The sequence below is a fragment of the Streptomyces sp. NPDC006012 genome, from assembly GCF_042871185.1.
In the GTDB taxonomy this organism is placed as follows: Bacteria; Actinomycetota; Actinomycetes; order Streptomycetales; family Streptomycetaceae; genus Streptomyces.
Window position 1 is genome coordinate 102370 of record NZ_JBIAIE010000013.1, and the last position, 11529, is coordinate 113898.

Annotated in this window: 8 protein-coding genes; all 8 read right to left on the bottom strand. The window is 69.4% G+C overall.

Translation table 11 applies throughout. The features are described 5' to 3' along the window. Nucleotides 1–143: 143 nt before the first annotated feature. The 8 genes from ACFYPJ_RS22620 to ACFYPJ_RS22655 all read right to left on the bottom strand — a co-directional run bounded on the left by ACFYPJ_RS22620 (nucleotide 144) and on the right by ACFYPJ_RS22655 (nucleotide 11422). On the bottom strand, nucleotides 144–1487 hold the full coding sequence (locus ACFYPJ_RS22620; protein ID WP_389019954.1) for a glycoside hydrolase family 3 N-terminal domain-containing protein: 1344 nt from the start codon (nucleotides 1485–1487) through the stop codon (nucleotides 144–146). 630 nt (nucleotides 1488–2117) lie between these two features. Then, a complete protein-coding gene (locus tag ACFYPJ_RS22625) occupies nucleotides 2118–3131 on the bottom strand; it encodes a LuxR C-terminal-related transcriptional regulator (RefSeq protein WP_389019957.1) in 1014 nt (337 codons plus the stop codon). A 555-nt stretch (nucleotides 3132–3686) separates the two neighbouring features. Beyond that, nucleotides 3687–5066 (bottom strand): MFS transporter, encoded by a 1380-nt coding sequence (locus ACFYPJ_RS22630; RefSeq protein ID WP_389019960.1) that lies wholly within the window; start codon nucleotides 5064–5066, stop codon nucleotides 3687–3689. A gap of 110 nt (nucleotides 5067–5176) precedes the next feature. Then, nucleotides 5177–6364, bottom strand: a complete 1188-nt coding sequence (locus ACFYPJ_RS22635; protein ID WP_389019964.1) for a 3-deoxy-7-phosphoheptulonate synthase — start codon at nucleotides 6362–6364, stop codon at nucleotides 5177–5179. 51 nt (nucleotides 6365–6415) lie between these two features. Continuing rightward, nucleotides 6416–6757 carry an ArsR/SmtB family transcription factor gene (locus ACFYPJ_RS22640; RefSeq protein WP_389019967.1) on the bottom strand — a complete coding sequence of 114 codons (342 nt, stop codon included), beginning with the start codon at nucleotides 6755–6757 and terminating at the stop codon, nucleotides 6416–6418. A gap of 152 nt (nucleotides 6758–6909) precedes the next feature. After that, nucleotides 6910–7710, bottom strand: a complete 801-nt coding sequence (locus ACFYPJ_RS22645; protein ID WP_389019970.1) for an aminotransferase class IV — start codon at nucleotides 7708–7710, stop codon at nucleotides 6910–6912. 17 nt (nucleotides 7711–7727) lie between these two features. After that, nucleotides 7728–9869, bottom strand: coding sequence for an aminodeoxychorismate synthase component I (pabB, locus tag ACFYPJ_RS22650; RefSeq protein ID WP_389019972.1), 2142 nt, complete (start codon nucleotides 9867–9869; stop codon nucleotides 7728–7730). Between the two features lie 44 nt (nucleotides 9870–9913). Beyond that, nucleotides 9914–11422, bottom strand: coding sequence for a carboxylesterase/lipase family protein (locus tag ACFYPJ_RS22655; protein WP_389019974.1), 1509 nt, complete (start codon nucleotides 11420–11422; stop codon nucleotides 9914–9916). Nucleotides 11423–11529: the final 107 nt, after the last annotated feature.

Genomic DNA, 11529 nt, shown 5'->3' on the forward strand with positions numbered 1-11529 from the left:
TGGCGGGGAAGAGGGCATGGCCAACGTATTACCAGGTCGTACGCCGTGGACTGCACGGGGTGGCACACGAGGGAGGCCGCGCACCACGGCGGACCCGGACGGTGCCGGGCCCGCGGCCGGTGTCGTGCTCAGGAGCAGGGATTTCAGGAGCAGAGATTCACCTGCCGGACGGCCAGGACGTGCTGCGCCGCGTCGATGAGGCGGCTACGGGCGAGGTGTCCGTCGGCCACCGCCTGGGTGATCGCCGAAGCGATCGAGGACGTCCGGGAGCTGACGTTGCCCCCCAGGTCGAACATGACCATGTCGGCACCCGAGCGCAGGGCCTGCACGGCGGCGCCGGGGAGGCTGAAGCCGGCGGCGGAGATCGCCTTGGCGCTGAGCGAGTCGGTGACCACCAGCCCCTTGAAGCCGAGCTTGCCACGCAGCTCGGAGGTGATGACGGTGGGTGACAGGCTCGCCGGATTGGTGGCCAGGCCCGGCACGACGTTGTTGGAGACCATGATGGCCGGGGCGCCGGCCTTGATGGCCGCCGTGAACGGCGGGATGCCCACCTTCTGCAGGGTGGACCAGGGCAGGGTGTGGGCGGGGCCGAAGTCCGAGTTGTAGCTGGAGCCGCCGATGCCCGGGAAGTGCTTGACGACGGGTATCACGCCGCCGTCGCGCAACCCGTTCATGTACGCGACGCCGGCTTTGGAGACCACCGAGGTGTTGCCGCTGAAGGACCGCCAGCCGTCGGGGTTGGTCCGGCTCGGAGCCACGTTCCTGCCGTCGACGTCGACCACCGGCGCGAGGTCCATGTTCACCTGCGAAGCCGCCATCTTGGTGGCGACCTTCTTGACGTTCTGCTGGATCTGGGCCGGGGTCCAGTGCTTGCCCATGTACGCGGGCCAGGGCAGGGATCCGACGAGGTTCGCCATGCGCTGGATGCCGCCGCCCTCCTCGTCGGTCATCACCAACAGGCCGCGGTTGCCGGGAACATGCGACTTCAGGGCCTTCAGCCGGGAGCCGAGGTCGGACGGTGCCTTGCTGCCGAACAGCAGCACACCGCCCGCACCGGCGCTCACCTCGGAGGTGACGTCGGACACCGAGGTCTCCGACGCCGGGACGGCGATGGTCAGCATGGCCAGCCGGCGGTTCGACCACCCGGCCAGCTTGGTGCTGTTGGTGCACCTGGCGGCGGCGGTGGCGGTCGCGGTCGCGGTCGCGGTGCGGTCCGGAGCGCGGGACGAAGCAGTGGCGGCGCTGGACGCAGGGGAAGCGGCACGGGGCGAAGACGAAGGAGAGGCAGCGGGCGTGGCGGGCGGGGACTGGGGTGCGCCGGGGCCGCTGGACTGCGTGGCCGCCTTTGGGGTGCCCGCGCCGCAGCCTGCCAGGAGCACCACCGCCACGGCGGCAGTGGTACTCAGTCTGCGTGCGCGCCTGGCCCGCCGGGGCAGCCGCGGCGCTGCCGCCGCGCTGCTGCGGTCACGGTACGACGGGAGATTCATCGCCCGGCCTCCTTTCAGAAGACGCGACGGTACCCCGTCGCGGTGTGGGCCGTATCGGCATGGGGCGGGCTCCACGGAGCGTGAGATGCGCTCCGGCCCGCGTATTGTTCGCCGAATCCGGGATCGGCGTCCCACCAGGATCCCCCGTTTCCGAGTCGGCCGAAAATCCAGACGACGCCGCGCCCTCCGGGGCTTCGAAGACCGGGACGCTTGACACACAGAACGCAACGGCCACTGCACAAAGAGCGACGACGGTCTTGGAATGCGCCGCTTCCCTGCGGTGCCCCCGCGGGCCCGTGGGTCTTGATGGTGGCCATGCCGACGGCGGGCAACCAGAGCGCAGCCGGGCCGACACGTTGAGTGACTAGTCGCCCATCCGCGGTGTTCCGCTCCCGAGGACCGACGGCGACGGCGACGGCAGCGCACACACCGTGCCCGATCCGTACAGCGCGACGTGCAGGGCGTGGCTGAACGTGGCCGCCGACTCGCTGGCCGCGCGGCAGGCCGCCCGCCGTGACGTTCGTGCCGCTCCCGGGAGCCGGGCAAGGCGTGCTCCGGGCCTCCCCCGCCCTGGTTCCGGGGCGGGCCGTGGTGCCGGGAAGGGCCCGGAGCTGTCCCACTGTCCTCCGCTCAGTGGGCGCTGTTCCGCCTTGCGTTCGCGCCTGGCTCCCGGTCGGTTGCGTCGACCAGGCCCGACCGGGCCGCTACGACGCCCGCCTGGAACCGGCTGGAGGCTCCCAGGTTGTCCATGATGTTGGAGACGTGGCGACGGAACGTCCTGGAGCCGATGCCGATGCGACGGGCGACGACCTCGTCCTTCAGTCCCTGTGCCATCAGGTTGATGATGCCTGCGTTGAGATCGGTCAGCGTCTCCCCGTACGACACCGCGTCGGCCTCGAAGTCCGTCCCGGCCTGCCAGGCGAACTCGAACAGCCGGTGCAGCAAGGAGATGATCATCGGCTCGTAGACGGCGATGACACTGGGGACGGCCTCGTCGAGTGCCTGGTGGGCCACGAAGGCCACTTCTCTGTCGACCAGGACGAGATCGTCGAAGATGTCGTTGGTCGTGCGGACCCTGACACCCGAGTCGGTCATCTGCCGCAGCCGGGTCCTGGTGGTCGCCCTCGCCCGCGCCGAGTGCGGGCAGACCAGCCGGGTCGGCACGCCGTTCGACGCCTTCGCCAGCTCGGGCGGCGGAAAGCTCTGCCGCGGTCCGCCGTCGAACACCTGCATGACCAACACCTCGGTGGTGCAGTGCTGGAGGGAGTCGGCCAGATGGAGCGACGCCTGCTGCGGGTCGAGCAGGGAGACGACCCTGTCGTTCGACTGCCGTGATCGGCGCAGCTGGTTGAAGATGCCCGACAGGGTGTGCAGCCGATGGTGGATGCCGGCCAGTTCCCGCCGCTTGTCGTTGACCGCCTGTTGCAGCGGAATGACCAGTTCGTTCTGCGCGGCTTCGGGGCACATGGCCCGGAAGCTGTCGAACGTCTCGGAGTACCGCAGCAGCCGCAGCTCGCACAGCAGGTCGACCGCCTGCTTCACGTCGGCCGCCGGTATGTGCAGTGCGGTCGCCACCTGGGGCAGTGTGGCGGGCTCGTTCGCCAGAGTGAACTCGTAGACGCGGACGACCAGTTCGTCGTCCATGTCATGGTCTGTGTGCTGAGGTCGAAGCCGTGCGGCCATGTCCAGTATGCCGCCGACGGCGGAGCCCTGTATCACGACCAGCACCGCCCGGGACCGTCGTTGCAGTGCGTTCCCTTCTCGGTGAACCCGGTTTCCGGTTCCCGCACCGCGGCGAACGGACAGCTCTGATGGTTCGGCTTCGCCTTGGTATTGCTCATGGGACCTGTGACGCCTTTCTCGGAGATTGTCAGGGAGCGTGCGGCCGATGCGTGGCTTCGGCCGTCAGTGAGAGGTCGCAGCACCTGGCCCTCTGACGGTCAACACGATTCCCAGGCCGTCGCCCTCCTGTAGTCGGTTCGAAGTAATAAGAACACCAGTGCGATATCAGGGCCTGTGGTGGCCCCTTGACCGTGAGTGGACATCCCCCTCCTCGGACAGGGGCTCCGCGCCCGCCGTCGGTCGCTGGACCTTCAGGACGGCGGCCCCGGAGCGGCGGCCTTCGGTGAAAAGGTCCGCCGCTCCGTCCGGTGGACGCGGAGCCGAGAGTGTCAGATCAGAACGGTAGGGCGACCGAGGTCAGTCGGTCGTCTGCGGCTGCCGTTGGGGCTCCGGGACCGGAGCGCCCGCGGGCTTGGACTTCACCAGCCACAGGCCGGTGAAGACGGCGGTGAGCAGGCAGGCGGCCCCGGCGGTGAGGAAGGCGCTGTTGAGGCCGGCCTCGAAGGACGCGCCACCGGATTCCCGGGTGGTGACGATGGCACCGAGCACCGCCACGCCGAGCACCGCGCCGATCTGTCGGGCGGTGCTGCTGATGCCCGACGCGAGACCGCCTTCCTGCGGGCTGACCGACTGGATGGCGGCACCGGTCAGCGGCGACATGGACAGGGCGAAACCGGCGCCGGTGATCGCCAGTCGCCACCACACGTTCCCGTAGCCGGTGTCCGCGTGCACGAAGCCCAGCGTCAGCAGCCCCACCCCGGCCAGTGCCATGCCGGTGGTGACCACGATCCGGAAGCCGTACCTCGCGGCCAGCCGGCCCGCGTACGGGCTGACGATCGCCATGCCCAGCGAGATGGGCAGCGTCTGAAGGCCGGAGTCCAGGATCGAGGCGCCCTGCACCGTGACGAAGAACTGCGAGAAGAAGAACACCGAGCCCATGAGCGCGAAACCGACCATGACCATGGCGGCGTTGGACACCGTGAACAACGGGTTCCTGAACAGCCGCAGCGGCATCATGGGCGTCGCACTGCGCCCTTCCACCACGATGAACGCGATGATGATCACGACCGCGGCGGCGAAGGCGGCCAGGATGGTCCCGGAGGTCCAGCCCTGGGCACCGCCCTCGATCAGCCCGTAGGTGAGCGCCCCGACGCCCAGGATAGACAGGATCGTTCCCGGGATGTCGATGGCCGGCGCGTGGGGGTTGCGGGACTCGCTCAGGGTGGGCAGAGCGGCCAGCAGCAGGGCCGCGCCGATGGGCACGTTGACCAGGAAGATGGCCCGCCAGTCGAAGGCGTTCACCAGGATGCCGCCGGCCAGCGGTCCCGCCGCCAGGCCGATGCCGCTGATGCCGGCCCACAGACCGATCGCCTTGACCCGTTCCTGCGGAACGGGATAGGCGGCGGCGAGCAGCGCCAGCGAGCCGGGACTGAGCGCCGCGGCGCCGATGCCCTGGAGCACCCGTCCGGTGACCAGCCAGCCGAGCGAGGGTGCGAAGGCACACAGCACGGATGCGAGGGTGAACACCACCACGCCGGAGAGGTACACGCGCTTGCGGCCGAAGCGGTCGGCGAAGACACCGCCGGTCAGCAACAGCATGGCGACCAGCAGGACATAGGCGTCGACGATCCATTGCAGACCGGACAGGTTGGTGTGCAGTCGGTGCTGCATGTCGGGGAGTGCCACGCCCACGATGGTGCTGTCGAGCAGCACCATGAACTGCCCTGCGCAGGCCATGGCGAGCACTACCGACCGGTTTGATCGAACTTCTACGGACACGGGGGAACCTCTTTTATCCCTGCCGATCTCGATGAATCCCGCGATGCGCGGGATCTGACATTGCGGAACTAGCGGGTCGACATCGCCATTTCCATCCGCGGACCGAAGTCCCGGTGTGGTGCGAGCAGTTCACCCACGAGTTGCGCAAGGTAGGAAGCCTGTTCCGGATTCAGCCGGGGGTCACAGGCGGTGCGATAGTTCGCGGCGAGGTACGTGTCGTCCACGCGCGTGGCGACGCATTCGCTGACGTCGTCGCCGCTCGCCTCCAGGTGGATACCACCCGGATCGACCCCCGTGTCGTTACAGGCGCTGAAGAATGCGCGTACTTCTTCTTCTATCGCGGTGACCACCCGTGTCTTCACCCCTGCCGGGCTGACGACCGTGTTGCCGTGCATCGGGTCGCACACCACCCGGTCCACCCAGCCCTCCGCCACGATTCGGCTCAACATGGCGTAGACGAGGTCGTAGGCGCGGTGGCGGCCCATCCGGAAAATGAAGGCCAGCCGGCCCGGAATGTTGTCCGGATTGAGCACGGCGTGCAGGCCCATCAGGACCGTCGGGGTGGCGCCGGGACCGATCTTCACCGCGATCGGATTCGCTATGTCGGCCGCGAAGTCGATATGGGGGCCGGTCAGTGACCGCGTACGCTCGCCGATCCAGAGCAGATGGGCGGAGTGGTCGTAGAGCCGGCCCTCGTCCGCGCTACGGCGGGTCTGCGGCTGCTCGTAGTCGAGCAGCAGCGCCTCGTGCGAGCTGAACACACCCGATCTCTCCAGGTAGGAGAGGGTCTTGCTGGACTGTTCGTAGGCGCGGACCAGGTTCCAGGGATCGGGAGTCCGGTGGGTCGCCGTGAAGTCTGCGGCGTTCACCGCATCGCCGAAATAGGAGGGCAGGGTCAGCCCGGACCGACGCTCCGTCGGGGCCGAACGCGGCTTCGCGTACTGGCCGGCGATCCGCCCGACGGTCACCACCGGGCGGCCGGACCGCGCCTCGATCGCCTCGGCCATGGCACGCAGCAGCGACACTCGGTTCGCCACCGAGCGTCGCGTGTTGTCCAGAAATGTTTCGGCGCAGTCGCCGGCCTGCAGCAGGAATGCCGGTTCCGACAACCGCGCTCTTAATCGGCGGATATCGGAGGCCGCCACCAGAGGCGCCGCCCTGGCCAGTGCGTCGCGAGCCCGGCGCACTTCGGATATCACGGGCCAATCAGGCTGATGATCGCGTTCGGTCGTGGCTGATAACTCGACAGAGTCCATTGGCAAAACCCCCGTAAGTCTTGCAAATTCGACACAAGCGTGCCGTCGCCGCTAAGTCATGGCGCCGGGCCCGAGTTTCACGGCATCCTCCGCAGCACTGAGGCGCAGGATCGCATCGAGCAGATCCGGGAAACGTTCTCCCAGATCGTCTTCCCGCAGCCAGATCCGCCGGTAGCGGCCGTCGATGGCCATCCTGACGATTCCGGCCTCGCGCAGGATGCGCCAGTGACTGGTCAGCGTCGACTTCGGCACATTCAGATCCCCGACCGCACAGGTCAGCCCGGGGTTGGCGGACGCTCGCCGCACCAACTCCAGACGCACCGGATCACCGAACGCATACAGCACCGACGCAAGGCTCAACGTCTCGGGTGCCGGCTCGGGTAGCAGTCGCATGTCGATGACACTAGCACACGGTTCGACAGTTCGGGACTGCCGAACTGTTACTCAGCTGATCTTGCGCCACACGGGTCCGGGCCGTCGCAGCAGGCCGGATTCACACCACCCGCCAGCTCGCGCACCCGGCCGGGCCACCGCGCACGGCCGGTTCACCCGGTGGCCCGCTCCTCGTGCCGGTCGGACGCCAGTGCGTCCAGGCGTCGCTGCCAGCCCGCCGCGCGTGGCGCCGGGCCGGCCGTGATCGCGGCCCCGGTCCATTCCCGTACCGGCCGGATCCCGTGCAGTGCGTTGACCGCCCAGGTCTCCAGCCCGGCCAGCTCCTGAGGGCGGGGACACTCGTAGTCGACGCGGGTCCCGGCGCCGGCCGCGATCCGCAGGAGGGTCTTCCGGGTGACGCTCGGCAGCAGGTCCAGCCGTGTCGCGTCGGGCGCGTACAGGGTGTCGCCGCGCCACCAGAGCAGGCTGGTCGTCGTCCCCTCGATCAGCCGGCCGTCCGCGGAGAGGACGACCGCCTCGTCGGCGCCCCGTTGCCGGGCCGCCGACCGCACCTCCGTCAGCCAGTCCAGGTCGGGTCCCTTGGCCGATGGATGCCGGCGCCGGTCGGCACCGTCGTACACCCAGACGCGGACGCTCGCGCCGCGTGCCGGTGCCGGCCGGAGCCACAGCTGGAATGTCGGCTCGCCGTCGAGGACGGTGAGTTCCGCCCGGGGGAACCAGCGGCCGGTGGCCGGGATGCGTTGCAGGGCGGCGCGCATAAAGGCCGAGGCGCGCTCCCTCGGTACGGAGAACAGCGCGGCGCAGGTGGTGCTGAACCGGTCGACGTGCGCGTCGAGGGACACGACCCTGCCCTCGGCCACCAGCCAGGAGTCGATGACGTCCACCGGTCCGCCCGGCGGTATGCCGGAGAACGTGCCGTCGGTCTCCGACCAGCGCCAGCGTCGGCCGGCCATACCGGCAGCGGTGGCGGTCACCGTGGACGCCGGCCGGGGTACGAGGGCAGCGGCGGCAGGGCCCGCAGGGAGGCGCCGGCCTTGAGCAGCATCTCGTCGAGTTCGGCTTCGGGACCGGAGTCGAGGACGATGGCACCGCCCGCCCCGACGCTCAGCTCGTCGCGGTACCGGACGGCGGTGCGGATCACGATGTTGAGGTCGGCCGTGCCGGTCAGGCCGAGGTATCCGAGCGCACCCGAGTAGATCCCCCGTGCCTCCGTCTCCAGTCCGTCGATGATCTCCATGGTGCGCACCTTGGGCGCACCGGTCATCGAGCCGCCCGGGAAGCAGTGCCGTACACACTCCACCGCGCTGATCTCCGGGCGCAGAACTCCTCTTACGGTGGAGACCAGTTGGTGCACGGTGGCGTAGGACTCCACCGCCATGAAGCGTGGCACGCCGACACTGCCGATCTCGCAGACGCGGCCCAGATCGTTGCGCAGCAGGTCGACGATCATCAGGTTCTCGGCCCGGGTCTTGGCGCTGCTCGCGAGTTCCGCGGCCAGTTCCGCGTCCTCGGCGGGGTCGGCACCGCGGGGCGCCGTGCCCTTGATCGGCTTCGTCTCCACCACACGATCGGCGTCGATCTTGAGGAACCGCTCGGGGGACGAACTGAAGACCGTGACCTCGCCGAGTCGCAGCAGCGCCGCGTAGGGCGCCGGGTTGGAGGCGCGCAGCCTCCGGTAGTAGGCGAGATCGTCGCCGTCGAAGGGGACCCTGACCTTGTTCGTCAGGCATATCTCGTAGCTCTCGCCGGCGACGAGCTGACGCTGGCACTCCTCGACGTCGCGGAGGTAGCCCTCGGTGTCCCGGGACAGCGAGGGCCGCGGATCGACGGTGTCGCCTGCCGCCTCGGCCGCGGCCACCTCGTCGCGCGCCGCCGCGGCGGCGGGCCGCCCGAGCAGCGCGACCAGGGTGGCGGCGGTGGCGTCGATCCACTCCCGCGCGGACCTCCTGGTCTCCGGGTCGCCGCGGTGCAGCGCGACCACATGGGTGAGGTCGCGCTCGTGGTCGACGGCTATCAGGCGGTCGGCGAACAACCAGGCCGCATCGGGGGTCTCGGCGCGGTGCAGGTTGCCGGAACCGAGGTCGCCCTTCAACTCGTAGCCGAAATAACCGACATAGCCGCTGGTGAAGTCGAACGGCAGTTTCGTGTCGGTCAGTCGGCGCTCGGCGAGCCGGCGCTCCAGGACGTCGAAGACGGTCCCGCTCTCCGTGCGCGTGCCCGCCCTGTCCCGCACCAGCACGGCGCGGTCGGCGAGCCGGTAGGTCAGGATCTCGCTGAGCGGGCCCGAGGCATCGCCGAGGAACGAGAACCGGGACAGTCCCGGCTCGACACGGCTGCTGTCGAGCCAGAAGGCGTACTCCGACGCCCCGAACAGCTCGGTGTACGCCGCGTCGGTGTCCACGGCACCCGGGACGGTGAGTTCGAGGAGCTGGTAGGCGTCCCCGGTGGGGCCGGCCGCGGGCCGCGCCCCGGACTCCGCGGGCCGCGGCAGCTCCCCGGCCCGGCCGGGGGTCCGGCCGGCGGTCGTCCCGGCGGCGGCACGGGTGAGGTCCCTGAAGTTGGCCATGATCTCGCGGCCGTACTCCGAGGCGATGGACTCGGGGTGGAACTGGACTCCCCACTGGGGGCGGGTGCGGTGCCGGATCGCCATGACGACGCCGTCCTCCGCCCATGCCGTGGCCTCGATCGCCTCGGGCAGCGGCTCCTCGGCGCAGAGCGAGTGGTAGCGCACGGCGGTGAAGTCCTGCGGGACGCCGCGGAACAGTTCGCCGCCCACGTGCCGGACCCGGGTGAGATGACCGTGCCGCGGCTGCGGCGCACGGTCGACGGTCGCCCCGGCGCCGTAGGCGATGGCCTGATGGCCGAGACAGACGCCGAGCAACGGCAGTTCCGCCCGGTCCAGGATGTCCTTGGCATATCCCAGATCGCGTGCGGTCCCCGGGCTTCCGGGGCCGGGAGAAATCACGATGTTGTCGAATTCCGCAAGGTCGAGCGTGGTCAGCGCCGGGTCGTCGTTCTGCAGCACGACCGGCTCACAGCCGTTCACCTCGGCCATCAGCTGGAACAGATTGAACGTGTACGAGTCGTAATTGTCGATGATCAGGCTGCGCATCGGAATACTTCCAGACGGGACGTCGGAATGCGGTGTCGGCATGCTCACCTACGGGATTGCGCGACAGGGACGGCGGACTGGGCGTCCCAGGCGGCCCGGTGGTATTCGCGGGGGTCGGTCTCGACCCGGCAGGTGCTGTCGAAAATCATGACCTGGCGGTTCTCATCGTCGTAGCGCGGCCAGCCGGGATTGCCGGTCCTGGCGAATCGGATCCAGCCGTCGCGCAGGGCGCGGCCGAGTTCCGCGGGAGCGTCGGGGCCGACCTGGGGGGCGAACGCGGGATCGTCGAGCTGGTCGAAGAGGAACGGAACTTCGAGGAAGTGGGCCGCGCCGTAGCGGCCGTCGAAAGCGGGTGACTCCTGCCAGGCGAATTCATAGGCGAAGGTGTTTCCGCCGGACCCGGCGTGCAGCTCGGTGAGTTCGATGGTGGGGCCGCGCCAGATCCAGTTGCTCACCGTTTCGGCGAGCCGTTCCCCGAGCGGCAGGTGTCCGTAGAGGGACTCGGCCGCGGTGCGGCACGCCTCGGGCACGTCGTAGGCCTTCTGGGCGTCGAGGAGATCCTCCTCGGTGGCGGAGGTGAACTGCCCGTTGCGCATCAGGAAGTAGCGGGACTCGTCGCGGTTGGTGCCGATCAGCAGGTCGACGGAGGACGGGATGCGTTCGCTCATCGTGGAGTCGGCGAACAGGGTGCCGTCGACGACCGGCATGAAGGGGCTGAACCAATAGGTGTACGGGTGCCAGCGGCCGGCGTCGCGGAAGCGGACGTCCAGGGCGCGCTGGCGGCGGCCCAGCAGTTCCCGGAGCGGAATGTCCCGCAGGTCGCTCCCGGCGTTCAGGTCGGCGAGGACGCGCTCGGCGACCGCCCGTCCCTCGTCCGCCTCGACGACCAGCGACGGGCACGGGCTCTGCAGGATGGCCCGGTGGATGAGTCCTTCGGCCGCGACGGTCTTGGCGATCGCCGTGATGATGGCGCTGCCCGAGGAGTTGCCGAAGACGGTGACGGCGTCCGGGTCGCCGCCGAAAGCGGCGATGTTGTCACGCACCCAGCGCAGTGCGGCGGCGACGTCCTGCATGCCCGCGTTCACGGTGCCGCCCGGTACGGACAGGAATCCGTCCACGCCAAGGCGGTAGTTCATCGCGACCACGACGACACCCTCGCGGGCGAAGACCGATCCGTCCGCGCGGGGGGTGGCGGCGCTGCCGGACGTGTAGCCGCCGGCGTGGATCCAGACCATGACCGGCAGCCGGGCCGCCCCCGGATCGGGCGTGTAGACATTGATGCTCAGGCAGTCGGTTCCCCACGGGTAGAGGGGCGTGGCGTCCACGAGTGAGTAGGTGTTGGGCTGCGGTGCGCAGGGGCCGAACTCGAATGCCTCGAACACCCCGTCCCACGGCTGCGGCGGCTGCGGCATTTTGAAGCGGTTCTCGCCGTAGGGCTCGGCCGCGTAAGGGATTCCCTTGAACGACACGACGCCCTCATGGACCTTGCCCCCGACAACACCCGAGGTCGTGGTCACCAGAGCCGGCTTCGTCGCGTTCTCGTGTGCGGTCAAAATGCTGATCCTTTCCGGGTACGAACGGCATACGCGCGGCTCACTCACCATTACCGGAAGCGGCTCTCCGTATTCGGCCGCCGCGGTGGCAGATCGTCCGCTGCCGC

Excerpts from the sequence above, each read along its gene's own strand:
- ACFYPJ_RS22620 (WP_389019954.1), bottom strand. The coding sequence starts at position 1,487 with ATGAATCTCCCGTCGTACCGTGACCGCAGCAGCGCGGCGGCAGCGCCG.
- ACFYPJ_RS22625 (WP_389019957.1), bottom strand. The coding sequence starts at position 3,131 with ATGGACGACGAACTGGTCGTCCGCGTCTACGAGTTCACTCTGGCGAAC.
- ACFYPJ_RS22630 (WP_389019960.1), bottom strand. The coding sequence starts at position 5,066 with ATGGCCTGCGCAGGGCAGTTCATGGTGCTGCTCGACAGCACCATCGTG.
- ACFYPJ_RS22635 (WP_389019964.1), bottom strand. The coding sequence starts at position 6,364 with ATGGACTCTGTCGAGTTATCAGCCACGACCGAACGCGATCATCAGCCT.
- ACFYPJ_RS22640 (WP_389019967.1), bottom strand. The coding sequence starts at position 6,757 with ATGCGACTGCTACCCGAGCCGGCACCCGAGACGTTGAGCCTTGCGTCG.
- ACFYPJ_RS22645 (WP_389019970.1), bottom strand. The coding sequence starts at position 7,710 with ATGGCCGGCCGACGCTGGCGCTGGTCGGAGACCGACGGCACGTTCTCC.
- pabB (WP_389019972.1), bottom strand. The coding sequence starts at position 9,869 with ATGCGCAGCCTGATCATCGACAATTACGACTCGTACACGTTCAATCTG.